Below are 25,593 nucleotides of genomic sequence, written 5' to 3'. Positions count from 1 at the left end.
TGGGAGCGGCAGGGTCACCCGGTCAGCCGCCCAAGGCCCCGGGCTGCATGAAGTCCGCCAGGCGGCAATCGCGCCCCACCAGCACCAGCCGGGTGTCCAGCGCGTTGAAAAACCCCGGGGGTGGTGGAAGCTGCAGCTGCTGGACGCGTTTGTGGGTGTCGATGCGCGCCGCCGCCAGTTCGTAGTCGCGGGCCAGGGCCATCCACAGGCCGTGGGCGCCGGCCGACTGGCGTGCGCCTGTTATCAGGCTCCTCCCCGAGTCCAGCCACCAGCGGTAGATGGCGGATGCAATGCCCATGCGGCGGTAGCCATCCACCACCTTGGCGTGGGGCGTGCGCAGGTGGCGGTCGGTGTGGCGGTCCACCTCGACCAGCCGGTTGAACACGGTGTACGCCACGATGCGGTTGCGCAGCGGGTCGATGGCATACACAAAATATTCGCCGTCGGCCTCGCGCAGGCGGAACTCCAGCCCGGGCAGGGGCAGGGCCAGCGGGCGCATCGCATCGCGGGTGCGAGGGTTGGTGCGGATGCGGTCGTACAGGGCGTCAAACTCGCGCTGGATGTCGCGGCCCGACAGGTCCACGTCGATGCGCAGTTCGGTCAGCAGGTGGCCCACCGCCCCCAGCCGGCCCAGCCAGCCGCCTGCGGACGGGGTGCCGGAGGCTATGCGGGGCGCGAGGGGCAGGGCGCAGGCTTCGGGCATCATGGCGCTTCCCCATGGCCCTCGGTCCAGCAGCCGCTCAACAACCGCGCTGGCTGTTCGCGGGCGCATACCCTGGCGCTGTTTGGCCAGTCCGTCAGGGGCACCACCAGGCCCGCATACACGCCATAGGCCTCGCCCCCTGCAATGGTTTCTCCCGCCCACAGGCTTTCACCCGCGCGGATGGCCCCTCCGGCGTGGATGTGCCCACCCGCACGCACGCCCCAGCCGACCTGCAGGTGGCTCTGGCAGTCCACGTCGCCCGCCACCTGGAGTCCACGCACGGCGTGCACGGAGGCCCCGCCTAGCAGGTGGCCGCCCACCTTGATGCCGCTGCCGCAGTCCAGATCGGCGGTGACTCGCAGGTCCTGACCTACCGTACATGGGCCGCCGATGTGGGCCGAGGCGCCGCAATCGAGCTCACCGCCCACCCGCAGGCTGCCCGTGCATTGCAGGCGCTGCGCGACCACCAGGGACCCGCCCACGCGCGCATCGCCGTGCCACCGCACGCCGCCATCGCAGCGCAGCGCGCCCGAGACGCGCAGATCTTCCCCAACCCGCAGTGCGCCGCCCACCCGCAGGCCGCCCCGCACGCTCAGGCTGCGGCCCGTGCGCAGCACACCATCCACATCGGCGCTGCCCCCGCACCGCACGCTGCCGGCAAACACCAGCGCATCGGCCCCCAGATGCTCCACCTCCAGTACATCGTTGGTGGGGCCGAACTGGTCGAGCATCCAGCAGGCGTCTTCCACGCGGCCTTCGCGCACCAGGTCGTCCAGCAGGGCCTGGTAGTTGCTGGCGCCCTCCTGGCGGCGCAGGTACCAGCGGTAGCCGTCGGCGCAGGGCCGCTTGGCACGGATGAACTGGCGGGTGATGTCAGTGGCGATAGCCGTGTTGGCGATTGCCTCATCGGCGGGAAGGCTGAGCGCAGGGGCGCACGGGGCGAGCGAAATCTCGCCCGAAGGAAACGGGGGCATGGACACTCCTGACGTTCGCGCCCTGGCTGCTACCAAGACGCAAGCTGGCGCTGGGCGAGGGGCCCGGCGACAGGAGGTGCGCGGAGGGGAGGGGTGTCGCCGGGCTCAGGAATCTGCAGCGAGCGTGCAGACTTGGCGGTCACCGGCCTGGAGCGTGGCCTGCGAGCGCGCGGCACGGCGCAGCGGCGCGGTCGCGCTGGCGGCTGTGTCGTGGGAGTGGCTCGCAAACATCGGCGGCACTATAGGCAGTGGCTTCAAGACCGTCAAATCAATCCGCACTGCCTTGGTGCGGATTGGGCGCGCGCAAACGCAAGTGATAGTGGCTTGCGAGCGCGCTTGGAGCCTTTACACGCAGCGTCCGCCATCCACCTCGATGCACACGCCACTGATGAAGGATGCCTCGTCACTGGCGAGGTAGAGCGCGGCGTTGGCCACGTCCAGCGCGGTAGAGAAGCGGCCCAGCGGAATGGTGGCCAAAAACTTGGCGCGGCGGGCCTCGTCCACGGGGCCACCCGCGAACTCGGCGGCCAGGCCCGTGTCGGGGTTGAACACGGGGTTGATGCAGTTCACGCGGATGTTGTCGGGGCCCAGCTCGGCCGCCATGGACTTGCTGGTGATGATGACGGCGCCCTTGGAGCCGTTGTACCAGGTCAGCCCCGGGCGGGGCCGCAGGCCGGCGGTGGAGGCGATGTTGATGATGCTGCCGCCGCCCGCCTGGCGCAGCGCCGGCACGGCGTGGATGGCCGACAGGTAGATGCTCTTCATGTTGATCGCATAGACCTTGTCGAACTCGTCTTCGCTCACCTCGAGCATGGGGCGGTTGCGGTGCGTCCAGCCGGCGTTGTTGACCACCACATCGAGCTGGCCATACAGGCGCACGGCCTCATCGACCAGGGCCTTGACCTCGGCGGACTTGGTCACGTCGGCCTTGAAGAAGGCCGCCGTGCCGCCCGCTGCCGTGATCTCGGCCACCACGCGCTGGCCACCGACCTCGTTGATGTCGTTGACGATGACCTTGCCGCCCTCGGCGGCCAGGCGCTTGGCAATGCCTTCGCCAATGCCGTTGCCGGCGCCGGTGACGATGATGGATTTGTTCTGTGCGCGCATGGGCTCTCCGATGGGTTTGTTGGGGGTATCAAATTTGATAGCTGCTAGCACTTGTCTATAAAGCGCTAGAGGCCGATTTGAAGGATATTTCGGGGGTGGGTGACTGCGGGGAGGTGTCTGCGGCCACGGCGGCAGGCGCCTGCGGCGCCCGGCCATAAAACTGCGGAAAGTATTCCTTCACGCCGCTGCCGTTGAAGTCCCATCCCGTGCACTGGCCCAGGTGGCGGGGTGGCTCGTCGGGGTTGCTGGACGAAAACACGGCCGGCACCGACTGAAAGGCCGCTGTGGCCAGGTTGAACAGCAATTCACGCAGGTGCGTGCAGCTGGCCACGCCACCCAGGTGCTTCTGGATGGCCTGGCGCCAGCCGCGCGCCATGCTGCAGCCCACCATCTGCTGCAGCGCGGCCTGGGCTTCGGTACAGCCTTTAAGCGGGTGCGAATCCATGGCCACATCGATGGCCTGCACCACCAACTGGCGGTTGACCGTGACGCGCAGCCACATGTGGTGGATCGCCTCGCCCGCCAGACGCTGTTGGGTTGCGTCGCGGAAGGAGGGCGCGTCGTAGGCCTTGCTGTCGTGCAGCTCGCCTTCGATGTCCCACAGGCCATCGTTGCGTTCAAAGCCCTGGTAGTTCACCCGGCGGACGTGCTTCAAGGTGCGGGGGGCGGGAGGGCTCAGGGGCATGGGGAAAAGCGTCGTGCAAAAAGGCAAAGGTTAGCGGTGCACAGCCGAGCCGTCGCGCGCGGGCGCGACAGACGCTGCCGTTGCGCCATCAACCGTACTTGATGGCGACTGTCTTGAGGGTGGTAAAGCCGTACAGCGCCTCAAAACCCTTTTCGCGCCCGTAGCCGCTGGACTTCACGCCGCCAAACGGCAGCTCTACACCACCGGCAGCGCCATAGTTGTTGATGAACACCTGGCCGCTGTGCACGCGCTTGGCCATGCGGAACTGGCGGGCGCCGTCGCGCGTCCAGATGCCGGCCACCAGGCCGAACTGCGTGGCGTTGGCCTGCTCCACGGCGTGGTCTTCGTCCTGAAAGGCCATGGCGCACAGCACGGGCCCAAACACTTCTTCCTGCGCCAGGCGGTGGCCCACGGGCACATCGCGCAGCAGGGTGGGGGCCTGGTAGTAGCCGGTCTCGGGGGCTTCGTCCACCACCACGCCCTGGGCCACCATGGGGATGCCGGCCACCTGTGCGTCCGACAGAAAATCCCACACACGCTGCTGCTGCGTCTGGCGGATCAGCGGGCCGACATCGAGGTCCATGGCGGCGGGGCCCACGCGCAGCTTTTCAAACGCCTTGCCCAGGCGCTCCAGCAGGGGCTCGTAAATCAGTGAGTCGATCAGCACACGTGAGCCCGCCGAGCAGGTCTGCCCCGCGTTCTGCACGATGGCATTGATGACCACGGGGATGGCGGCATCGAGGTCCGCATCCGCAAAGATGATCTGCGGGCTCTTGCCGCCCAGCTCCAGCGTCACGGGGCAGTGGCGCTCGGCGGCCACCTGCTGGATCAGCGTGCCGATCTTGGGGCTGCCGGTGAAGCTGATGTGGTCGATGCCGGGGTGGCGCGCCAGTGCGTCGCCCACCTCGTGGCCGTAGCCGGTGACGATGTTCAGCGCTCCCGAGGGGAAACCCACCTCGGCCGCGAGCTGCGCCACGCGGATCAGCGACAGGCAGGCGTCTTCTGCCGGCTTGACCACGCACACGTTGCCCGCCGCCAGGGCGCCGCCCACGCTGCGGCCGAAGATCTGCATGGGGTAGTTCCAGGGGATGACGTGGCCCGTCACGCCGTGGGGCTCGCGCCAGGTCAGCACGCTGTAGCCGTCGGGGTAGGGAATGGTCTCGCCATGGAACTTGTCGCAGGCGCCGGCGTAGAACTCGAAGTAGCGCGCCAGCGCAATCGCATCGGCGCGTGCCTGCTTGGTGGGCTTGCCGCAGTCGCGCTGCTCCAGCGCGGTCAGCTCGTCGGCATGCTCCAGGATCTTGGCAGAGAGCTTTTGCAGCAACCGGCCGCGCTCCACCGGCGCCAGTTTTTGCCACACCGCGTGGTAGCACTGGCGTGCCGCATGCACCGCCGCATCGATGTCGTCGGCGTTGCTGCGCTGGATCTCGTCGAAGGGCTGGCCATCGGACGGGTCGATCATGGCAATCGTGCGGCCCGAGGCGGACGGAACCGAGGCGTTGGCGATGTAGTTCAGTTGCATGGCCGTCATTTTGCCCGGAAATGGAATGTGTGCTTATTATTTGAGTAAAAAATGCCTCTGGCGCTTGTTGGTAAAGCGCTAGTAGCTACATAGTTGATAGCAATTCAATAGCAGGTGGCACGCAGCGCTGCCAGGTCCAGGATCTCCACCTCGCCGCGCTGCACGCGCACCAGGTGGCGCGATTCCAGGTCTTTGAGGATCTGGTTGGTGGTTTGGCGCGAGATGGCCAGCATCAGCGACAACTGCTCTTGCGAGATGCCAATCACGCGGCGCGACTGGCCCTCGGCCGTCCACTGGCCATAGCCCTCGGCCATCATCACCAGGCGCCGCGCCAGGCGCTGCGGCGCGGGCAGCAGCGCCAGCTCTTCCATGGCCACAAACGCCGAACGCAGCTTGTCGGTGAGCAGCAGGGCCAGCGCATGCCAGTGCTGCGGGTGGGCCTGCAGCCAGTGCTGAAGCCGCTCATGCGGGATGTGCACCAGCGTGGTCGGCTCGGTGGCCTGCGCGTCGTGGGTGCGGGCGGAGTTGTCGAACACCGAGATCTCGCCAAACCATTGCGGCGGCTCCAGGCGGATCAGCAGCGCGGCCCGTGCCTCGTCGGCCCGGCCCCCGGTGCCCGAGATGCTGACCGCGCCGCGCACCACCGCGTACAGCCCGCACGGCGCATCGCCGCGCAGGAACAGCACTTCGCCCGTCTGCAGATGGCGCAGCTGTGCCATGGCCAGCAGCGGCTGGGCAAAGTCGGGTGGCAGGTGGGCAAACCAGCGTCCGGACTGGAGCACGGGCAGATAGGCGGCAGGGTCGGTCATGCGGGAAAGAAGGGGCGCAAAACAAAAAAGGGAGCGGCGAGGGAAGTCCGCCAGCGTGTGTACGGGAAGGGTCTTGGGCTTGCGGGCTTTGACTTTCTTTTGTCGTGTGTCCGACAGACGCAGGCGCCGTCGCAGGGCGACCATTGATCCTGCTCAAAACAATACCAGGAGACACCCATGAAAACCCTGATCGACCACCTGGCCCAGTACGCCGACTACCACCGCGACCCACGCAACATCCACACCCACTTTGTGGGCGTGCCCATGATCATGTTGGCCGTGGTCATCCTGCTGTCGCGCCCCACGTGGATGGCGGGCGAGTTGCCGCTGAGCCCGGCGCTGTTTGGTGCGCTGGCCAGCTGTGTCTTCTACTTCCGGCTGGATGCGCGTTTTGGCCTGGTGATGGCGGCGCTGCTGGCCGCCATGCTGGCAGGCGGCCAATGGGTGGCAATGCAAAGCCTGGCGGTGTGGCTGGCCACGGGCATCGGGCTGTTTGCCGTGGGCTGGGTGATTCAGTTCGTGGGCCACTACTACGAAGGGCGCAAGCCCGCGTTTGTGGACGACCTGGTGGGCCTGATTGTCGGCCCGCTGTTTGTGGTGGCCGAGTGGGCCTTTGCGCTGGGTTTGCGCAAGGAAGTGCAGGCGGCGATTGAGCAGCGCAGCGGCCCGGTGCGGCTGCGCACCAGCCAGGCAGCCGCGTAAGCCCAGGCCGGTCTCCCTTCTCCGTGTTCCCTTGTTGTCAGGGGGGATCCGCCCTGCCAGACCCATGGCATCTCAGCGGTGCCATGGGTTTTGTCGTTTTGGTTTCTGCATGAATGGAGCGCGGCAGCCGTCTGACCGTGTGTGACCCATGAGCTTTGTTTCCGTACTTCCCACCTTGTTGTTCATCGCCCTGGGGCTGGTCATGTTCGGCCTGGGCCTTTCTCTCACGGTGGGGGATTTCCAGCGCCTCATGCACCACCCACGTGCCGTGGTGCTGGCCCTGGTGCTGCAGGTGCTGGTGTTGCCTGCGGCGTGCTATGCCCTCATCGTGCTGCTGGGTGTGGCGCCACTCTACGCGGTGGGGCTGATGCTGCTGGCTGCATCACCGGGCGGTGTGTCGGCCAATCTGTTCAGCCATCTGTTTGGCGGCAACGTGGCGATGAACATTTCGCTCACCGCCATCAACACCGTGTTGTCCATCGTGAGCCTGCCGGTCATCACCAACTGGGCCATCAACACCTTTGCCCATACCGGCCAGGTGGTGCCGCTGCAGTTTGGCAAGGTGGTCGAGGTGATCATCATCGTGCTGGTGCCCGTGGTGCTGGGCATGGCGGTGCACCGGCGCGCGCCGGCCTTCAGCGCGCGCATGGAAAAGCCCATGAAGATCTTCAGCGCCGTGGTGCTGGCCGCGTTTGCGCTGATTGCGATCGCCAAGGAATGGACAGCGCTGGTCGAATCCTTCGCGGTCATCGGTCCGGCCGTGTTGCTGTTCAACGCCATCAGCCTCGCGTCGGGCTACTACCTTTCGCGCGCGGCGGGGCTGGATAAATCGATGGCCACGGCCATCAGCTTTGAGATCGGCATCCACAACTCCACGTTGGCGATTTTTATTGCGTTGTCGGTGCTGGGCAATTTCCAGCTCGCGCTGCCTGCGGCGATCTACTCGGTCAGCATGTACGTCCTGGCCACGTTGTTTGGCACGCTGGTGCTGCGGCGGCAGGCCAAGGCCCTTGTGAAGGCGGTGCCATAGTGCGGGCGGTGTTCAAGAGGGCACTGCTGGCGGTGCTGGCCCTGCTGCTGCTGGCGCTGGCTGCGCTCTGGTGGGCGCTGCAGCAGCATCCATCGCTCGCACCTTACGCGGACCTGCATTGGAAGGCGCCCGTTGGTAGTGGGCCGCCGGCGCCGCTGAAGGTGACTTTCCTCGGGGTCTCCACCGTGCTGCTGGACGATGGAGAAACGGCCTTGCTCACCGACGGCTTTTTCTCGCGCCCCGGCAAGCTGCAGACCTTCCTTGGCAAGGTGGAGCCCGACCTGCAGGCCATCGCCCAGGGCTTGGAGCGTGCCGGGCTGACCGGCAAGACCGGCAGGCTCGCAGCGGTGATCCCCGTGCATTCGCACTATGACCATGCCATGGATGCCCCAGAGGTCGCACGGCGCACGGGTGCGTTGCTGCTGGGCTCGCCGTCCACGGCCAACGTGGGCCGGGGCGCGGGGTTGCCCGAGGCGCAGATCCGCACCGCGAAGCTGGGGGAGCCCCTGCGTTTTGGACGCTTTACCGCCACGCTGTACCCCAGCCGGCATGCGCCCACCGGCTTTACCGGCGGCGAGATCACGGAGCCCTTGCACCCGCCCGTGCGTGCCAGCGACTACAAGGAAGGCCAAAGCTATGCGCTGCACATCGAACATGGGGGCAAGACCTTGCTCATCGTGGGCAGCGCGGGCTTTGAGCCCGGGGCCCTGCGGGGCGTGCACGCCGACGTGGTGATGCAGGGCATCGGTGCCCTGGGTCCGCGGCCCGAGAGCTACCGCGACGCGCTGTGGACCGAGGTGATCGCTGCCGTGGGTGCCCGGCGCGTCATCCCCATCCACTGGGACGACTTCTGGCAGCCGCCCGGCCAACCCATGCAGCCCATGCCGCCGCCGCTCGACGACTTCGATGCGTCCATGGCCTACCTGCGCGCTCGGGGCAACCGCGAGGGGGTGGACGTGCGGTTGCCGCTGGAATGGCTGCCGATGGATGTGTGGGCCGGGTTGGCGCAGAGCCGTTAAAGGCAAGTCCTACCGATTTTGGCGGCTCACTGCGCGCCAACCGGCACGTACTGCTCGCTGTGCTCGGCCAGCCAGCGCTGAGAGAGGTCGGTGCCGTGCTGGCTGGGATGGAAGTCGCGCCGCAGGTACTCGCGCCAAGGGCGCCATGTCTCCCGCACCAGCCCCCCTTTGCCAAACAGCGTGCGCGCGGCGCTGGACCAGGTGCGCCAGTGCCACAGCGTGCCATCGCGGCGCAGGTTGCCCACCGTCTGGCGCAGCACATCGCCCACAAACACCATGGTGATGCGGCGAAACCAGGTGATGCGCCACTCGTGATTGCCGCCGAGGGCCTGGTAAATGTCGAAGGCCGTGTTCTTGTGCTCGGACTCTTCGGCGCAATGCCATTGCCACATGGTGGCCAGGCGCGGCTCCGCCCCCTGCAGGGTCTCGGGGTGGGCCAGCAGCCATTCAGCCAGCAGGGCGGTGAAGTGCTCGTTGGCAGCCGTCACGGCCAGGGGGTGGCGGGGGTCGGCTCCGGCGAAAAGCTGCATGCGTTCCTGCGCGCGGGATGCCCATTCGTTGACCAGGCCCTGCTTTTCGAGGTGCCCATTGAACAGCGCATGGATGCGGCGGTGGGTCGCCTCTTGTCCGATGAAGCCCCGGACCTCGTCAGCGAACTGCGCGTGTTGCTCGGGCGGCATGGCCTTGTGCCCGCCCTTCACCGCGTCGATGAAGAATTGTTCGCCCACCGGAAAACTCATCGACAGCGCATTGAAGAACGCCGTGCGAAACGCATCGCCACCGCACCAGTGGCGGTCAAAGGGCGTTTCCAGATCAATGAGCAGGCGTCGCACGACGAGTTCGGTCATGAGAAAGGGTCTCCGGGAGCACAGTGAAAAGAGAAAGTCCGGGGTTGTTGGTACTTTGTGGTACCAGTGGCTGGAATCATGGGGTGTACATGTGGTACTGTCAAGTACCTGTGATCAACGAGGGAATCCGCAAGCCATGACTGCCGTGCAAGAAACCACCCGAGCAGGCGCCGCAGTGGGTGCCGAGCACCGCGCCCGCCTGCTGGAGGGCATGGCCCGCGCCGTGGCGGCCAAAGGCTATGCCGACACCACCATCGCCGACATCGTGCGCGAGGCCAGTGTGTCGCGCCGCACCTTCTACGAGAACTTTGCCGACAAGGCCGAATGCCTCACGGCGCTGTACGAATCCGCCAGCGGTAACGCACTGGCGGTGCTGCGCGGCGCCATCGACCGCCAAAGCGACTGGCAGGCACAGCTGGAGCAGGCACTTTCGGCGTATTTCGGTGCACTGGCCTGCAACCCGGTCTTGCTGCGCACCCTGTTCATTGAAATCCTGGGCCTGGGCATGCCCGGCCTAGCCGCGCGGAGGCGGGTCAATCAGCAGTTGGTGGACCTGATGCTGGAAGTGATCAACCAGCGCACTGGCGAGAGCCGGGGGGCTCCTTTGCATCCCGCGATGGCCGTGGCGGTGGTGGGAGGCATCAATGAAATGGTGCTGCAGTCCATCGAGCAGGGTCGGGCTGGGGCCCTGCAGGAGCTTGTAGCGCCGTCTGCGGCGCTGCTTCGGGCCGCGATTTCTGCAGATTTCTAAGGGGGTGTGGCTGCTACACGGAACCAGCGTTTGCAGCCCTGTAACACGGCCACCGTGGCCAACCCGGCACCCAGTGCGGCCAGCCACTGCAGCACTGACAGCGGCGCAAATTTGAAAGGTGCGGCCAGCCAGGGCGCCGTGGTGACAGCTGCCAGCCCCACCAGCGTGCCACCCAGCACCCAAAGGCTGACGGGCGTGAGGCCTGCCCACAGGCTGCGCCAGCTGGTTTGGCTGCTGCGGCTGGGCAGGATGAGCGCTGCGTTGGCGGCCACCAGCACGACAAAGGCGGCTGTGCTGGCGGTGGCGGCATGTGCCGCCTGGCCCAGCAGCCAGGCATACAGACCCACCACGGCTGCTGTCACCACGCTGCCCTGCAGCAGGCTCAGCAGGACGTGGCGGGATGACAGCAGAGGCTCGTTCGCCTCGCGCGGCGGCTGCTGCATGAGGTCGGCAGCGCCTTCCTCGGCCTCGAAAACGATCGAGCAGGCCGGGTCGATGACCAGCTCCAGAAACGCAATGTGCAGCGGTGCCAGCACCAGCGGCAGCCCGAACAGCACCGGCAGCAGTGCCAGGCCAATGATGGGCAAGTGCACCGCCAGCGTGTAGACCATGGCCTGGCGCAGGTTGGAAAAGGTCTGCCGCCCCCGGTGAATCGCCAGCACGATGGCCGCGAAGTCGTCGTGCAGCAGCACCAGGGCTGCGGCCTCGCGCGCCACATCGGTGCCGCGCTGGCCCATGGCGATGCCGATGTGTGCCGCCTTGAGGGCGGGGGCGTCGTTCACGCCATCGCCCGTCATGGCCACCACCTCGCCCTGGGCCTTGAGGGCTTCCACCAGCGCCAGCTTCTGGTGCGGCTTGATGCGCGCAAACACGCTGACCTGCCGGACTTGCTCGGCCAGCACCTGCGGTGGCATGTGGGCCAGCTCGTCGCCGGTGACCACGCGGTCGTTGGGGATGCCCGCCTGGGCTGCAATGGCGCGCGCGGTGCGGGGGTGGTCGCCAGTGATCATCACCACGCGAATGCCCGCCTGGCGGCACTGCGCAATGGCCAGGGGCACCTCGGGGCGCAGCGGGTCGGCCAGGGCCACCAGGCCCAGCCATTCAAAGTCAAAGTCGTGCTGGGCGTCGGGCCAGGTGTCTTGTGTGTGGTGCCGTGCCTTGGCCACGCCCAGCACCCGCAGGCCCCGGTCGGCCAGGCGCGCAGCCTGGGCGCTGACGGCGGCGCGCTCGGCGTCGGGCAGGTGGCAAAGGTCGGCCACGGCTTCGGGCGCGCCCTTGGTGGCTACCGTGTCGTGCGCCGAGATGCCGTCGCGCCACAGGTGGCTCATGGCCAGCAGCTGGGGCGACAGCTCGTATTCGCGTGCCAGCGACCATGCGGGGTGCAGGTGCTCGGTGTCCACCAGGTGGTCCGCAGCCATGCGGTGAAAGGCCTGCTCCATGGGGTCGTGCGGTTCGATCTCGCTGGCCAGCACGGCGTATTCGAGCAGTTCGTGGAAGGCATCGGGCAGCGCGCTGCCGTCGGCTGCGGCAGGCAGGTTCTGCACATCCAGCTCCTGGCCTGCAATGCACAGCGCCGCCACCGCCATGCGGTTTTGTGTGAGGGTGCCGGTCTTGTCCACACACAGCACGGTGGTCTGGCCCAGCGTTTCGATGGCGTTGAGCCGCCGCGTGAGCACCTGCTGCGCCGCCAGCCGCCGCGCGGCCAGGGCCAGGAAGACGATCATGATCACCGGCAGCTCTTGCGGCAGGATGCCCATGGCCAACGTGATGCCTGCCAGCACGGCTTGCAACGCGTCGCCGCGCAGTGCCCAGAACAGGCACACCAGCAGTGCGCAGAGCGACAGGCCGATGACCACCAGCTTGCGGGTCAGCCGGGTTATCTCGTCGCGCAAGGGCGAGGCCTGTAGCGCAATGGTGTCGAGCGACTGGCCAATGCGGCCCAGTTCGGTGTGGCGTCCCACGCCAGTCACCCGCAGCAGGCCCTGGCCACTGACCACCAGCGTGCCTGCAAACACCTTGTCGGCAGGTTGCTTGGCCACTGGCTCCGATTCGCCGGTCAGCATCGACTCGTTGGCGGCCAGCTCGTGCGCCTGCAGCAGCGTGCCGTCGGCCGGAATGCGGTCGCCCTCGGCAATCATCAGCAGGTCTTCGCGCACCACGTCGCGGCCCGCAATGCGCACCAGGGTGCCGCCGCGCAACGCCAGCGCGCGGGGGCTGGAGAGGTCGCGCAAGGCATTCAGCGCGTTGTCGGTGCGGCGCTCCTGCAGCACCGTGATCGCCATGATGATGACCACAAAGCCCAGCAGGATCAGCGCCTCGTGCGCATCGCCCATCGCGAGGTAGATGGCGCCTGCGCCCAGCAACAGCAGGAACATGGGCTCCGTGACCACGTCCCAGGCCATGTCGCGCAGCGTGCGGCGCTGGCTGATGCCCAGTTCGTTGGGGCCTTCCTCGCGCAGGCGCTGGGCGGCAACGGCTGGGTCAAGGCCGGTAGTGGAGTCGGTAGTGGGCATGTGGACCGTGAAGCTGCGTTGCAAGGAGGGTCGCAACGGTGCAACCGTTATACCGCGCGCTGGTGTCTGCAGCCCTGATGCAGCGCAGTGCGCCGCGCCCGGTGTCCTTTCCTTAGAACCTGTTCAATGTCTTTTTGGAGATTGCATTGGAGTGCAATCGGGATGAGTGGATGCTTCGGATGCGCCGCATGGGCTCGTGCCCATGCAAGCAGCAGAGGCGCCCAATCGCCCGATTTCACTCCAACCCTTCGGGCAAGTGCCTTGCCGAGCGGTCTGCGGCGTTGCGGCGCTTGCCAATAGCCGAGCTATTGGCTGCGCACCGCGCCTAGCATCCCATCCCGGCAAGGTACTTGTGCAACTCCAAAAAGACGTTGAACAGGTTCTTACACCTCGCACATCACAAAGTCTGCCTTGCCGACATTGCACTCCGGGCAGCGCCAGTCGGCGGGCACGTTGGCCCAGAGGGTGCCGGGCGCGATCCCGTGGTCGGGCAGGCCCGCAGCCTCGTCGTAGATACAGCCGCAAACGGCACACATGTAGATTTTCATGGGGTGTTTTCTTCGTGGTCTGTGGCTATGACTCAGTCGTCACTCAGTCGTCATCGTGGTGCCGTTGGCGTTCGGGTGATATGCCGCTGGCAACCCCGCCGCTGGGCGACTGCTGCCACTGCCAGGCACCAAAGGCCAGTGTCGCGATCAGCAGCAGGGCTGCAAGCCAGGTGCGGTTCTTCGGGACCAGGTCCGGCCCTTTGCCCTCCACCCGGCCGGTGAGCATGGGCAGTGCCTGGTTCTTGCGGCGCAGCACGCTCAAGCCTGCAATCAGCGCGATGTGGGCCAGCACCACAAACAGCAGGGCGTTGCCGAAGAACTCATGCACCTCTTCCATCACTTCTCCCATCCAGTGGCCACCCAGCGCAGTGCCCCAGTCGTTGTACGTGGCGTAGCCACTGAGCGTGAGGGGCACCACCAGCGCCAGCAGCAACACGATGGCCAGCGCCATCAGCAGGTTCTGGCCCTGGCGCCAGTTGATCTGGGTGACCGATGGCGCCTGGGGCAGGGCGCGCAGCCATGCGGGCGCCCCCGCCAGCTTGCGCCACAGCAGGCCCAGGCCCGAGGTGCGCGGCCCGAAGATGCCGTACAGCAGGCGAAAGCCCAGCAGCCCCGCCATGGTGTAGCCCAGGGTGACGTGCAGCAGTCGCCAGTGCTCGCCGTCGGCCGTGGCGTAGGCGCCCACAAAGCACAGCGCAAAAAGCCCGTGGAACATGCGTGTGGGTGCGTCGATGACCCGGCGGCTGGGCACTTTGGCCAGAGTGGGTTGCGCCGTTGCGTCGGCGGGATGGAGGGTGGGTGTGTTGTTCATCGTGTTCTCCTTGTGGGACTCCGGAGGAGGGCCGTGCGTGGCGGTCAGTCGTTCCAGGCGCGGCGTGAGCGGGCATCCAGCCCCGCCGGCGTGCGCAGGTCGTGGTCGTCAAACTGCCCCTGGTCCGCGCCCGTGTGGCAGGCCGCGCAGTTGGCGGCGCTTTTCACGCTGGCGAGCTTCCAGGTGGCGGGTTCGATCTTTCGGTGCTTGCGTTCAAACCAGGCCGAGCGGGTGATGCGGTCTGCGGGCGGCTCTTCCTTCACGCGCTTGTAGGTGCCTGCGTGGGCCTGCAGCCACTGGTTGAGCTGCCGCACGGTGGCGGCATCCAGCGATGCGTTGGTGCCGTAGTGCTTGTCCAGGCCCGCCATCACGCGGTTCCACGACGCTGCGGGCAGCAGGCCAGGCGGGTAGGCGGTGTGGCAGGCGGCGCATTCCTGCGTGTAGGCGCTGGGCACGTTGCGGGGCATGGCGCGCCCTCTGTCTGCATGGGCGTCGGACAGCGTCATCGTGGTGAGCACGCAGAGGACGGCGGCCATGGCAGCGGGGCGGAGGTGGGAAAGTTTTTTCATGGTGCTGCAGTTCAAGGCTTGAGGGCGTTGAGGTAGGCCAGCACGTCGGCTTTTTCGACGGCCGTGCATTCGCGGCTCAGCACGTCGTTGCAATTGCGGCGAAACCATTTTTCGACCTTGGCGGTGTCGGTGAAGGCCCTAGGGTTGAACGCCGGGGCCAAGGGCGCAATCGATTTGCCAGTGCTGGCGTGTTTGCCTTGCGCGGTGGGCGGCGTGCCGTGGCACGAGGCGCAGGACCACTCGCCGCCGTGGCGGGTGGTGAAGAGCACTTGGCCCTTGTCGGCGTTGCCTGGACTGCCGGCCTGTGCGCTCCAGTGGGCGAGCTGCTGGGCGGCGGTGGTGTCTGCGGCATGGCTCGGGCTGGCTACTGTCCAAGCAAACAGTGCTGCAACTGCCAGGTGGCGAACGGTTGTCATCGTGGGGTCCTTTTGAGTGTCTTCGTGTGTTGCCATTGTTGAAACGGCGGCCTGAACGGCGCGTGAAAGAGCCGTTCATCGGCCGTTCAGAAACTGCGCAGGACAATGGCCCATGTTTTCGACGAGCTGCCGCACACCCCCACGCCGCCACGCCGCACGCCTGGCGGCGGTTGCGTGGGCGCTGTGGGGCACGGCGTTGGTCGCGCCGTCCGCTGCGGCCAGCGGCCATGACGACCATGACCGCGCCCGGCAGGCCGTGCAGGCAGGCCAGGTGCTGCCCTTGCCCGCAGTGCTGGAGCGCCTGCAGCGCGAAGTGCCCGGCCAGGTGCTGGAAGTGGAGCTGGAGCAGGAGTGGGATCGCTGGATTTACGAGATCAAGCTGCTCACACCTGCCGGGCAGTTGACCAAGGTCAAGCTGGATGCACGCACGGCCGAGGTGCTGCGCATCAAATCGCGCGACGATCAACGAACCGGCCGAGAACACCGGCAAGAGCGGCCTCGCAATTAGCCACCCATGCGCATCCTCCTGGTAGAAGACGACACGCTGCTGCGCACCCAGTTGCGCACTGCGCTGCACGGGGCGGGCTACACCGTGGACGAGGCCGACAACGGGCGCGACGCCCAGTTTCTGGGCGACACCGAGGCGGTGGATGCCGTGGTGCTGGACCTGGGCCTGCCGGTGGTGGACGGGCTCACGGTGCTCAAGCGCTGGCGGGCCGAGGGGCGCAACATGCCGGTGCTGATCCTGACCGCGCGCGACAACTGGCACGAAAAGGTGGCGGGTATCGACGCCGGTGCCGATGATTACCTGACCAAGCCCTTTCACCTCGAAGAACTGCTGGCACGCCTTCGCGCACTGATACGCCGCGCCAGCGGGCAGGCGTCGGCGGTGCTGCAGTGTGGCGACTGGTCGCTGGACACCCGCAGTGGCCGCGTGACCTGCGCGGGCCAGCCCGTGGCGCTCACGGCGCATGAATACAAGGTGCTCGATTACCTCATGCACCGGCCGGGCGTGCTGGTGTCGCGCAGCGAGCTGACCGAACACATCTATGCGCAGGACTTTGACCGGGACTCCAACACCATCGAAGTCTTTGTGGGGCGCTTGCGAAAAAAACTGCAAGCTTTCTCCCAAGACCGGAACCACTCTGCCCGCATCGAGACAGTGCGTGGCATGGGCTACCGCCTGGTGCCACCATGAACCGGGGTGGGTTGCATTGGTCGCGTTCCCTGCGGTTTCGGTTGCTGGCCGTGACGGTGGTGGGGGTGGCTGTGGCCGTGGTATTGGCTGGTTTTGTGCTGAGCGGGCTGTTCCGCGAGCATGTGCAGCGCCAGTTCGAGGCGGCCCTTGTGCAACAGCTGGACCAGGTCACGGCGCGGCTGGGGTTTGATGCCCAGGGCCAGCCGGTGATCGCTGCGCAGGCGCTGTCGGACCCGCGCTGGCTCAAACCCTATTCCGGCCTGTATTGGCAGGTGGACGCCATGGCGCCCGATGGTAACGGCCGTGCCGGCATGCTGCGCTCGCGCTCGTTGTGGGACACCAGCCTGGCCCTACAGGTGGATGCCCTGGCCGATGGCGCGGTGCATGTGCATGAGGTGGCAGGCCCGCAGGGCGCGCCCTTGCTGGTGCTGGAGCGCACCGTGCGTGCCGAGGGCGTGGATGCGGCGCGCTGGCGCCTGATCGTGGCGGCCGATCTGCAGGCCACCCAGGCGGCCACCGCGCAGTTCACGCGCGTGCTGGCGCTGTCGCTGGCGGCCTTGCTGGTGCTGCTGGCAGCGGCCGCGTGGGCCCAGGTGGCCGTGGGCCTGCGGCCTCTGCAGGCGCTGCAGCGGGGCTTGCAGGATGTGCAACAGGCGCGCGCCACCCAGTTGCAGGGCGCATTCCCTGCCGAGGTGCAGCCGCTGGTGGATGACTTCAACGCCGTGCTGACCCGCAATGCCGAGGTGGTGGAGCGTGCGCGCACCCAGGCGGGCAATCTGGCGCACGCCTTGAAAACACCGCTCACCGTGCTGGAGAACGCGGCCCGCGCGCCAGCACCCAGTGATGGCGCAGCGTTGGCTGCGTTGGTGCACGACCAGGTGCAGGTCGCGCGGCGCCACATCGACTGGCACCTGGCACGCTCACGCGTGGCCGCCTCGGCGCACCTGCCCGGCCAGCGCACGGCGCTGGAGCCGGTGGTGGGTGGACTGGTGCGTGTCGTGAACAAGGTGCATGCCGGGCAGGGCGTAGACATCACCATTGCACTGCCCGATGCTCCGCTGTTTTTTGCGGGCGAGGCGCAGGATCTGCAGGAAATGCTCGGCAACGTGCTGGACAACGCCTGCAAATGGGCACAGTCCACCGTGCGGCTGACAGCACACGCGCAGGGTGAGGGCGCTGAGGGACCGTTGCGCCAGCTTTTGATCAAGGTAGAAGACGACGGCCCCGGCATCGGTGCCGCGCAGCGCGCGCAGGCCTTGGAGCGCGGCGTGCGGCTGGACGAAACGGTGCCGGGCACGGGACTCGGCCTTGCCATCGTGCAGGACCTGGCGGCCATGTACGGAGGGCGGCTGGACCTGGAACCCGCCGACCTTGGCGGCCTCAGGGTGGTGCTTGTGTTGCCCGCTGCGGGAGAGTCGGTGTGAAAAACCGCCAGAGCTGAAAAGACGAAAAGTGGCCCGCCGCAGCGGAGAAGACGTAAAAAAGCCCGCCGAAGCGGGCTAAGGCCCTGACAAATCCCCTCGATCTCTCGAATGTCGCAAAGCCTTGGACTGGACGCCCCCAGCGTATCACTCCGGATGGCGTTTGACTACCAGAGGAACGATAGGCAGCGCGGCGACCGTGACGGGCCCGCCCCCCAGGGTTCTGCGCCAGGTTTTCAGGATATGTTTGGGATAAAAATGACCCCTGGCGCTTATCCATAAAGCGCTAGGCGCTCTTCTTTCAGGAGCAAATTACAACCTGCTCTCCACGCTGTTGCGCATGGCCGCCTGCGCCACGGCGTCCAGGGCTTCGTCCACCACGGTCTGTTCGGTCAGCACCTGCATTGCGCCTTGCTGGAAGAGCCTGTCCAGAAGGCGCAGGGTCATCGACTGGGTTCGGCCAGAGGCACTGGTGAAGAGGAAAAGGTTGCCTTGTGAGCCGATCCAGGACAACTGGGTGCGCTCCCAATGGCCTGCCACCTGCAGGTTCACCCAGGTGCCAATAGCCAAGGGCGCCAATGGGGCCAGGTGGGGCGCCGCGGTGGCATCGCTGGAGGTGGACTCTGGCGCCGGTACCACGCTCTCCAGTTCGGGGGACTGCGAGATATCTACATAGCCGGATTCCTTGGCCTCGGAGGGGGCCACCCACGGGTCGTCATCGTCCAGGGGGACTGGCGGTGCCACCGCCTGCGCCTCGGGTGGGGGGGCGGGGGGTTGGGTGGCAACCCTGGGACCGGGCTTGAAGGCCTGTTGGTGCAGCTCCATCAGCAGCTCGAAGACGGCCTCGGTCCGGGTGGCGGGGTAGTCGATGGACGCCAGGCCCTCGCGCAGCTTGGCCAGCAGCTTGGGCAGCAGGCGCGCGAGCCGGCCGGTGTTTGCACGGGTCAGCTCGGGCTGCGCGCTCCAGATCAGGGCGTCCACCAGTTCCTCGTAGCGGCCCGGGTCGGCGCGGCCGGTGGTGGTGGTCAGGCGCGCCTGGGCCATGACCTGGGCCCAGGGGCCCAGCAGGAAGCGGGAGATTTCGTCGGGTACCTTGCCGAAATCAGGCAGCAGCCAAAGGTCGCGCGATATCCTGGCGGCCAGCAGGTGGCGCTGCTCGGCATGCTGCAGGGTTTCGATGGCGCGCTGGCGCTCCTGCTTGCGCTGCTGGTCCTTCTCTGCCCATTTTGCATGCAATTGCTGCAGGACGTGCTCGAAGTCGTCGGGCCCCTCGATGGTGGCCGTGGCCAGCGGGCCTGCAATGTTCATGAGCGATCGCATGAAGCTCTGGAAACCGGGGGCCTCGGTGCTGCTGAAGGCCAGGCTGCGGTCGGTGATGTCCTGCAGCAGGCGGCGCGCGGCGTGCTCCTTGTGGCTGAAGAACCGGGGGTCGGCCAGTGCCAGCTGCATCAAGGCGGGCTCCAGCGCGCGGATGAATTGCTGCACGGGCCACAGCAGCCGGCTGTCGCGCGCGATGTTGTCCACCATCAGCGCCACCACCTCCATGCTCAAGGCTTCTCCCAGCCCGCCGGAATGTTTGCGTGGCGGGGCTGCGGGGTTGGCGCCTGCACTGCCGCTTGCCTGGGAGCGCTGGCCTCCCAGTCGCTCCATCATGTGGCTGACCTGGTTCATCTCCTGCAGCGCCTCAAAGGCGGCGGGCACGGTGGCTGCGAAATCCGTGGCGGGCGGGTCGATGCGGGGAAGTTGGTCCGGGTTCTCGAACTCGCGGGCAAACCGGTCCGCAAAGTTCTCTTCGGACTCGGGTGTCGATGTCGTGGCAGATGCTTGCGCCAGCGCGGGGTTCTCGCTGAACTCGCCCAGCAGCAGGCGGCGCAGGCGGTCGAGTGTGAGCAGGGGGTCGGCGTGGGCTTCCGCTGTGGACAGGTCGTTGTCAGATGCAAAGCCGGGGGATACGCCGCCTTCGGCCGGCGCAACGTAGACCACCTGGCCGTCGGCCTGGCGCATCGCATAGCCCACAGGCTGCACGCCGCTGAGCTTGAGCCGATCCGTCTGCGCCAGGTAGAGCCCACGCAGCTCAGCGCCCAGCGCCTGGGCCATGGGTCCCATCCAGTCGTGCCGAACCTGGTCTGTGACCTGCATCTGTGACACCACGGTCTGCAATGCCTGCAGGAAAACTTCGGGGCGCAGGGGGTTGTGCTCGGGCTGCACGCGGGGCAGGCCCAGGGCCGCGCACACCAGGGCGTCGAGGTCGGCCAGTGGCCCCTCCACTGCAGAGATCAGTACCTGCCGGGCGCGGGCGCGCTCCACGCTGTCGTTGATCTGTGCCTCGTCCATCAGTTCGAGGTCGTCGAAATGGATGCTGAACAGGGAGCGCGTGGGTTTTTCCTCGTTCTGTGCTGCTTCCTGGTCGAGTGCCTTGCGCAGTGCGTCGGGGTAACGCTCGCCCATCACGGACGTGAGCCGCGACAGCTGTTGCCGCGCTTCCTGCATGGCGTGGTGTTCGCCCGGTGTGCGGGCCTGGTCCTGGCGCGCCTGCAGGGCCATGCGCGTGGCCTCGGCGACGCGCTCCATCAAGGGCCGGGCCTGTGCCAGCACGTCGTGCACGATGTGCTGGTAGGACGTGGTATCACTGGCGGAGGGGGCGGGGGCCGACGGTGTGGTGTGTTTCAAGGCCATCTTCTGGGAGGACGGGAACCGGTGCCTGCCATGGTACGCGGCAAAAAGGGGCCTGAGGCCCCTTGTTTACCTGGATTTCCGGCTTGTCAGGCCAGATCCGTGCGCTTCATCCGCCGTGAAACTTGACCACCAGCGGCACGATCAGCAGTGCCACGATGTTGATGATCTTGATCAGCGGGTTGATGGCCGGGCCGGCCGTGTCCTTGTAGGGGTCGCCCACGGTGTCGCCAGTCACCGCGGCCTTGTGGGCCTCGCTGCCCTTGCCGCCGTGGTGGCCGTCTTCGATGTACTTCTTGGCGTTGTCCCAGGCGCCGCCGCCGGTGCACATGCTGATGGCCACGAAGAGGCCGGTGACGATGGTGCCCATCAGCAGCCCGCCCAGCGCCTTGGGCCCCAGGGCCAGGCCCACCACGATGGGCACCACCACGGGCAGCAGGCTGGGGATCACCATCTCCTTGATGGCGGCGGTGGTCAGCATGTCCACGGCCTTGCCGTATTCGGGCTTGGCCGTGCCTTCCATGATGCCGGGGATGTCGCGGAACTGGCGGCGCACCTCCACCACCACGGCGCCGGCGGCGCGGCCCACGGCCTCCATGGCCATGGCACCGAACAGGTAGGGGATCAGGCCGCCGATGAACAGGCCCACGATGACCAGCGGGTCGGACAGGTCGAACGTGATGGCGCGGCCGTAGCTCTCGAGCTTGTGCGTGTAGTCGGCAAACAGCACCAGCGCGGCCAGGCCTGCGGAGCCGATGGCGTAGCCCTTGGTCACGGCCTTGGTGGTGTTGCCCACGGCGTCCAGCGGGTCGGTGATGTCGCGCACGCTGCTGGGCAGCTCGGCCATCTCGGCAATGCCGCCGGCGTTGTCGGTGATGGGGCCATAGGCATCCAGCGCCACCACGATGCCCGCCATGGACAGCATCGACATGGCCGCCACCGCAATGCCGTACAGGCCCGCGAGCTGGTAGGCCGAGAGGATGGCCAGGCACACGAAGATCACCGGCCAGGCGGTGGATCGCATGGACACGCCCAGGCCCGCGATGATGTTGGTGCCGTGCCCGGTGGTGGATGCCTGCGCGATGTGCTGCACGGGCGAATACTGTGTGCCGGTGTAGAACTCGGTGATCCAGACCAGCGCAGCCGTCAGCGCCAACCCGGTGAAGCAGGCGCCAAACAGGCGCATCTGGCTGCCGCTGGCCAGGATGGAGTTGTCCGGCATGATCCACATCGTGACGAAGTAGAACGCGATCAGCGAGAGCACGCCCGCAATCGCCAAGCCCTTGTACAGCGCCGGCATCACGTTCTTCATGCCGGGCGAGGCCTTCACAAAGAAGCAGCCGATGATGGACGCCACGATGGACACGGCGCCCAGCGCCAGCGGGTACACCACGGCGTTGACCGGCGCGCTCACCACCAGCAGCGCGCCCAGCACCATGGTGGCGATCAGCGTCACCGCATAGGTCTCGAACAGGTCGGCCGCCATGCCGGCGCAGTCGCCCACGTTGTCGCCCACGTTGTCGGCGATCACGGCGGGGTTGCGCGGATCGTCTTCAGGGATGCCGGCCTCCACCTTGCCCACCAGGTCGGCACCCACGTCGGCGCCCTTGGTGAAGATGCCGCCGCCCAGCCGCGCAAAGATCGAGATGAGCGACGAGCCAAACGCAAAGCCGATCAGCGGGTTGAGCAGATTGGCCAGGTTGGCCGTGGGCGTGAGGTTGCCATTGCCCGCCAGGAACCAGTAAAAGCCCGTGACGCCCAGGAGCCCCAGCCCCACCACCAGCATGCCGGTGATGGCCCCGCCGCGAAACGCGACATCGAGCGCGGGGCCAATGCCCTGTGTGGCTGCCTGTGCCGTGCGCACATTGGCGCGCACCGATACGTTCATGCCGATGAAGCCACAGGCGCCCGAGAGCACCGCGCCCACCACAAAGCCCACGGCCGTGGTGCCGTCGAGAAAGATGCCGATGAGAACCGCCAGCACCACGCCAACGATGGCGATGGTCTTGTATTGGCGGGCGAGGTAGGCGGCGGCACCGGCCTGGATGGCGGCGGCAATCTCCTGCATGCGGGCGTTGCCGGGGTCCTTGGCGAGGATCCATCCCCGCGCCCAGATGCCGTAGGCCACCGCAATCAATCCGCAAACCAGAGCCAGTATCAGGGGGGCAGTCAGCGCTGTATTTCCAGCCATTCGTCACTCCTTGAAATATTCAGTTGCACGGAAGGAAACACAACGCAGGACGGTGGTGCTTCCGTTGCGTTGCTTCCTCGTGCTCCCTGTGCATTTCGCGGCAGGAGTCGATTGGCCAACAGGCCCAATTTACAGGCAAACGCTGGTTTGCAAGCGGGCAGAAAGGGGCGTGCGCCTAAAATCAGGGTTAATCCCGACGCTTCATTGCGCTGCATCAGCGCCGGATGCCTCGCGGGTTACCGTCAACAAACCACTCTCCAAAGACATGTCCCTCAACAACGTCCCCCCAGGTAAGAACGTTCCCGATGCCTTCAACGTCGTCATCGAAATCCCGATGAACGCCGACCCGATCAAGTACGAAGTGGACAAGGAATCGGGCGCCATTTTTGTGGACCGTTTCATGACCACGGCCATGCATTACCCGACCAACTACGGCTACGTGCCGCAGACGCTGTCGGGCGACGGCGACCCAGTGGATGTGCTGGTGATCACGCCTTACCCCCTGCACCCCGGTGTGGTCGTGACCTGCCGCCCCCTGGGTATCCTGATGATGGAAGACGAGGCCGGTGTGGATGGCAAGGTGATTGCCGTGCCCACGTCCAAGATCCTGCCCATGTACGACCACTGGAAGACCATTGACGACGTGAACGCCATGCGCCGCAACGCCATCGCCCACTTCTTCGAGCACTACAAGGACCTGGAAAAGGGCAAGTGGGTCAAGGTGCTGGGCTGGGAAGGCATTGACGGCGCCAAGAAGGAAATCGTCGACGGCATTGAAAGCTACAAGAAGGCCCACGCCTGAAGGTGGTTTGGCATAAAAAATAGCCTCTATGGCTTGACGGGAGTTAATTTGTAGCTATAAATAATATAGCATCAAGGGGTTCCCTCGAAAAAGCATGCGGGTCACAACCCGCATGCTTTTTTTATGGCCGCGTGGTGCCTCGCTGTAGGGGGAAAGCCCGCTTTGCAGGACTTGTGACACTGTTAGACTGCATTTGGTTACAAATATGTGGTGCTGAGCAATACGGATTGGCATGCGTCGAAGTGCCTTGTGTGGGCAACGCAATGTGAAGGGTGATTCATGAAAGTTTCCGATCTGCGCATCGGCGTCAAGCTGGGGGCGGGTTTTCTGTTGATGGTGTTGTTCACCACGCTGCTGGGCGTGACCGCGCTCGTCCAGATGTCGCGCATTCACAGCAACGCGGACAACCTGGCCACGAACCTGTTGCCCACCGTCGCGCAGGTGGGCGAGCTGCGGGTGCTGCTCAACCGCATGCGCCGCTCAGAGGGAGGCCTGGCCACGGCGCGAAATGCCCCCGAGGTGAAGGCGTTTTCCGAACAGGTGCTGGCGCGGCACAAGGATGTGGAGCGGGTCGAGGGGACCCTGGCGCCCCTGGTCGATACGCCCCGCGAGCGCGAGGCCTTCGATCTGTACAAGCAGCGCAAGGCCGCCTACCTCGTGGTGCAGGCGAACCTGATCGAGATCGCCAAGAACGTGGATTTCAGCACCACCGAAACCCTGGAGCTGACGGGCGACGCGCTGGGCATGCTGTACGCCGGAGAGTCGGAAACCGCCTTCGTGGCCACGGCGGAAACGTTGGGGGAGCTGCAGAAGATCAACGCCGAGAACGCGGTGCAGGCCAATGCCGACGCCCGGGAAGTGTTTGACAGGGCGCGCCTGTGGTTGCTGGGCACGTTGGCGGTGTGTGTGGTGCTGGCTGCGCTGCTGGGCGTGGGCATCACGCGCACCGTCTCCCGGCCGGCCCACCATGCCGTGCGGGCTGCCCGGGCCATTGCCGAGGGCGACCTCACGACCGAGGTGCCGCCAGGCGGCAAGGACGAAATGGGCCAGCTGCTCACGGCGCTGGGGGACATGCGTGCCAACCTGGCGCGCGTGGTGTCGGGCGTGCGCAGCAACGCTGAAGGTGTTGCATCGGCGAGCTCGCAGATTGCGTCGGGCAACAACGACCTGTCGGCGCGCACCGAACAGCAGGCCAGCGCGCTGGAAGAGACCGCCGCGNGAAGGTGTTGCATCGGCGAGCTCGCAGATTGCGTCGGGCAACAACGACCTGTCGGCGCGCACCGAACAGCAGGCCAGCGCGCTGGAAGAGACCGCCGCGTCGATGGAAGAGCTGGGCTCTACCGTGCGCCAGAACGCCGACAACGCGCGGGCAGCCAACCAGCTTGCCGTGAACGCCTCCACCGTGGCCGTGCAGGGCGGGGACGTGGTGGCCGAAGTGGTGGAGACCATGAAAGGCATCAACGACAGCAGCAAGAAGATCGCCGACATCATCAGCGTCATCGACGGCATCGCCTTCCAGACCAACATCCTGGCGCTCAACGCTGCGGTGGAAGCGGCCCGTGCGGGCGAGCAAGGCCGGGGCTTTGCGGTGGTGGCCGGAGAAGTGCGCAGCCTGGCAGGGCGCAGCGCCGAGGCTGCCAAGGAAATCAAGGCCCTGATCAATGCCAGCGTGGAACGCGTGGAACAAGGCACCGCCCTGGTGGACAAGGCCGGGGCCACCATGGCCGAAGTGGTCAGCGCCATCCGGCGCGTGACCGACATCATGGGAGAGATCAGCGCCGCCAGCAGCGAACAAAGCGCAGGCGTGGGCCAGGTGGGAGAAGCCGTCACGCAAATGGACCAGGCCACGCAGCAGAACGCAGCGCTGGTGGAAGAAATGGCGGCAGCGGCCAGCGCGCTGAACGCCCAGGCGGGCGAACTGGTGAACGCCGTGGCGGTGTTCAAGCTCGATGCCAGCACGGCACGCAGCAGCGCGCCAGCGCCAGCACCCCGCGCGCCCATCGCCGCCCCCGCATTCACGGCCCAACGAAGTGCAGCCGCGAACAAAAGCGTCGGCAAGATCGGCAGCACAAAGCCCGCCAAACCCCAGGCCAGCCTGACGGCCCCCAAGACCAGCGCAGCCGCCCCCGCAACCAGTACCAAGGCCCCGGCTGCCAGCGCGCCCGCGCCCGCAGCAGCCAAGGGAGGCAACGACGACGACTGGGAGAGCTTCTGAGCTGGGAGAGCTTCTGAGCGGGGCACACTGCCCGAGCCCATGGGGTGTGATTAAAAAAAGCCCCTGGCGATTGTCTATCAAGCGCT

23 protein-coding genes and 1 pseudogene are annotated in these 25,593 nt (G+C 66.5%); 10 read left to right on the top strand and 14 right to left on the bottom strand.

Going from position 1 to position 25,593, the window contains the following annotated elements:
* Window positions 1-22: 22 nt before the first annotated feature.
* The 6 genes from ASE39_RS05265 to ASE39_RS05240 all read right to left on the bottom strand — a co-directional run bounded on the left by ASE39_RS05265 (window position 23) and on the right by ASE39_RS05240 (window position 5,800).
* On the bottom strand, window positions 23-706 hold the full coding sequence (locus ASE39_RS05265) for a hypothetical protein (protein WP_057270462.1): 684 nt from the start codon (window positions 704-706) through the stop codon (window positions 23-25).
* The gene (locus ASE39_RS05260) at window positions 703-1,677 is read right to left on the bottom strand and encodes a hypothetical protein (protein WP_057270461.1); all 975 of its coding nucleotides are present in this window, start codon (window positions 1,675-1,677) and stop codon (window positions 703-705) included. Before ASE39_RS05260 ends, ASE39_RS05265 begins: the two co-directional genes overlap by 4 nt.
* Window positions 1,678-2,022: 345 nt before the next feature.
* Window positions 2,023-2,784 carry an SDR family oxidoreductase gene (locus ASE39_RS05255; RefSeq protein WP_057270460.1) on the bottom strand — a complete coding sequence of 254 codons (762 nt, stop codon included), beginning with the start codon at window positions 2,782-2,784 and terminating at the stop codon, window positions 2,023-2,025.
* Between the two features lie 55 nt (window positions 2,785-2,839).
* Window positions 2,840-3,469 (bottom strand): DUF2889 domain-containing protein, encoded by a 630-nt coding sequence (locus tag ASE39_RS05250; protein ID WP_057270459.1) that lies wholly within the window; start codon window positions 3,467-3,469, stop codon window positions 2,840-2,842.
* Between the two features lie 88 nt (window positions 3,470-3,557).
* The gene (locus ASE39_RS05245) at window positions 3,558-4,991 is read right to left on the bottom strand and encodes an aldehyde dehydrogenase family protein (RefSeq protein ID WP_057270528.1); all 1,434 of its coding nucleotides are present in this window, start codon (window positions 4,989-4,991) and stop codon (window positions 3,558-3,560) included.
* Between the two features lie 104 nt (window positions 4,992-5,095).
* Complete coding sequence (locus ASE39_RS05240) at window positions 5,096-5,800, bottom strand: Crp/Fnr family transcriptional regulator (RefSeq protein ID WP_057270458.1); 705 nt, start codon at window positions 5,798-5,800, stop codon at window positions 5,096-5,098.
* A gap of 177 nt (window positions 5,801-5,977) precedes the next feature.
* On the opposite strand from ASE39_RS05240, the gene ASE39_RS05235 reads away from it, so the two are divergent.
* The 3 genes from ASE39_RS05235 to ASE39_RS05225 all read left to right on the top strand — a co-directional run bounded on the left by ASE39_RS05235 (window position 5,978) and on the right by ASE39_RS05225 (window position 8,551).
* Complete coding sequence (locus tag ASE39_RS05235; RefSeq protein ID WP_057270457.1) at window positions 5,978-6,502, top strand: Mpo1-like protein; 525 nt, start codon at window positions 5,978-5,980, stop codon at window positions 6,500-6,502.
* A 148-nt stretch (window positions 6,503-6,650) separates the two neighbouring features.
* Window positions 6,651-7,532: a bile acid:sodium symporter family protein gene (locus ASE39_RS05230; protein WP_010457982.1), complete on the top strand. Its 882-nt coding sequence runs from the start codon at window positions 6,651-6,653 to the stop codon at window positions 7,530-7,532.
* 8 nt (window positions 7,533-7,540) lie between these two features.
* Complete coding sequence (locus tag ASE39_RS05225; protein ID WP_158004239.1) at window positions 7,541-8,551, top strand: MBL fold metallo-hydrolase; 1,011 nt, start codon at window positions 7,541-7,543, stop codon at window positions 8,549-8,551.
* Window positions 8,552-8,577: 26 nt separating this feature from the next.
* On the opposite strand, the gene ASE39_RS05220 is transcribed toward ASE39_RS05225, so the two are convergent.
* Window positions 8,578-9,399, bottom strand: coding sequence for a metal-dependent hydrolase (locus ASE39_RS05220; RefSeq protein WP_057270455.1), 822 nt, complete (start codon window positions 9,397-9,399; stop codon window positions 8,578-8,580).
* A 136-nt stretch (window positions 9,400-9,535) separates the two neighbouring features.
* On the opposite strand from ASE39_RS05220, the gene ASE39_RS05215 reads away from it, so the two are divergent.
* The gene (locus tag ASE39_RS05215) at window positions 9,536-10,150 is read left to right on the top strand and encodes a TetR/AcrR family transcriptional regulator (RefSeq protein WP_057225809.1); all 615 of its coding nucleotides are present in this window, start codon (window positions 9,536-9,538) and stop codon (window positions 10,148-10,150) included.
* Here the strand turns inward: ASE39_RS05215 and ASE39_RS05210 are convergent.
* The 5 genes from ASE39_RS05210 to ASE39_RS05190 all read right to left on the bottom strand — a co-directional run bounded on the left by ASE39_RS05210 (window position 10,147) and on the right by ASE39_RS05190 (window position 15,007).
* The gene (locus ASE39_RS05210; RefSeq protein ID WP_057270454.1) at window positions 10,147-12,663 is read right to left on the bottom strand and encodes a cation-translocating P-type ATPase; all 2,517 of its coding nucleotides are present in this window, start codon (window positions 12,661-12,663) and stop codon (window positions 10,147-10,149) included. The two genes, ASE39_RS05215 and ASE39_RS05210, sit on opposite strands and share 4 nt — an antisense overlap.
* A 383-nt stretch (window positions 12,664-13,046) precedes the next feature.
* On the bottom strand, window positions 13,047-13,211 hold the full coding sequence (locus ASE39_RS05205) for a rubredoxin (protein WP_057270453.1): 165 nt from the start codon (window positions 13,209-13,211) through the stop codon (window positions 13,047-13,049).
* A gap of 43 nt (window positions 13,212-13,254) precedes the next feature.
* On the bottom strand, window positions 13,255-14,022 hold the full coding sequence (locus ASE39_RS05200; protein ID WP_057270452.1) for a cytochrome b/b6 domain-containing protein: 768 nt from the start codon (window positions 14,020-14,022) through the stop codon (window positions 13,255-13,257).
* A gap of 44 nt (window positions 14,023-14,066) precedes the next feature.
* Window positions 14,067-14,591 (bottom strand): diheme cytochrome c, encoded by a 525-nt coding sequence (locus tag ASE39_RS05195; RefSeq protein WP_057270451.1) that lies wholly within the window; start codon window positions 14,589-14,591, stop codon window positions 14,067-14,069.
* Window positions 14,592-14,602: 11 nt separating this feature from the next.
* The gene (locus ASE39_RS05190) at window positions 14,603-15,007 is read right to left on the bottom strand and encodes a DUF1924 domain-containing protein (protein WP_140426685.1); all 405 of its coding nucleotides are present in this window, start codon (window positions 15,005-15,007) and stop codon (window positions 14,603-14,605) included.
* A 112-nt stretch (window positions 15,008-15,119) separates the two neighbouring features.
* Here ASE39_RS05190 and ASE39_RS05185 point away from each other — a divergent pair, with 112 nt between their 5' ends.
* The 3 genes from ASE39_RS05185 to ASE39_RS05175 are packed head-to-tail and all read left to right on the top strand — an operon-like array spanning window position 15,120 to window position 17,629.
* A complete protein-coding gene (locus ASE39_RS05185; RefSeq protein WP_057270450.1) occupies window positions 15,120-15,515 on the top strand; it encodes a PepSY domain-containing protein in 396 nt (131 codons plus the stop codon).
* A gap of 6 nt (window positions 15,516-15,521) precedes the next feature.
* On the top strand, window positions 15,522-16,205 hold the full coding sequence (locus ASE39_RS05180; RefSeq protein WP_057270449.1) for a response regulator transcription factor: 684 nt from the start codon (window positions 15,522-15,524) through the stop codon (window positions 16,203-16,205).
* Window positions 16,202-17,629: a sensor histidine kinase gene (locus ASE39_RS05175; RefSeq protein ID WP_057270448.1), complete on the top strand. Its 1,428-nt coding sequence runs from the start codon at window positions 16,202-16,204 to the stop codon at window positions 17,627-17,629. The genes ASE39_RS05180 and ASE39_RS05175 overlap by 4 nt, the downstream gene beginning before the upstream one ends.
* A gap of 309 nt (window positions 17,630-17,938) precedes the next feature.
* On the opposite strand, the gene ASE39_RS05170 is transcribed toward ASE39_RS05175, so the two are convergent.
* Both ASE39_RS05170 and ASE39_RS05165 read right to left on the bottom strand, forming a co-directional pair.
* Complete coding sequence (locus tag ASE39_RS05170) at window positions 17,939-20,302, bottom strand: DUF1631 family protein (RefSeq protein ID WP_057270447.1); 2,364 nt, start codon at window positions 20,300-20,302, stop codon at window positions 17,939-17,941.
* 106 nt (window positions 20,303-20,408) lie between these two features.
* Window positions 20,409-22,490, bottom strand: coding sequence for a sodium-translocating pyrophosphatase (locus tag ASE39_RS05165; RefSeq protein WP_057225827.1), 2,082 nt, complete (start codon window positions 22,488-22,490; stop codon window positions 20,409-20,411).
* A 265-nt stretch (window positions 22,491-22,755) separates the two neighbouring features.
* On the opposite strand from ASE39_RS05165, the gene ppa reads away from it, so the two are divergent.
* The 3 genes and pseudogenes from ppa to ASE39_RS27045 form a co-directional block, all read left to right on the top strand.
* Complete coding sequence (ppa, locus tag ASE39_RS05160) at window positions 22,756-23,292, top strand: inorganic diphosphatase (RefSeq protein WP_010458012.1); 537 nt, start codon at window positions 22,756-22,758, stop codon at window positions 23,290-23,292.
* Between the two features lie 279 nt (window positions 23,293-23,571).
* Window positions 23,572-24,510: pseudogene (locus ASE39_RS27050) on the top strand (MCP four helix bundle domain-containing protein); the annotation flags it as partial.
* 1 nt (window position 24,511) lies between these two features.
* Window positions 24,512-25,507: methyl-accepting chemotaxis protein (locus ASE39_RS27045; RefSeq protein WP_242421367.1), on the top strand; the 996-nt coding region annotated here is incomplete at its 5' end.
* Window positions 25,508-25,593: the final 86 nt, after the last annotated feature.

Source organism: Acidovorax sp. Root267, assembly GCF_001429215.1.
GTDB classification, from domain to species: Bacteria; Pseudomonadota; Gammaproteobacteria; order Burkholderiales; family Burkholderiaceae_C; genus Acidovorax; species Acidovorax radicis.
This window is presented reverse-complemented; position numbering and strand designations above follow the sequence as displayed.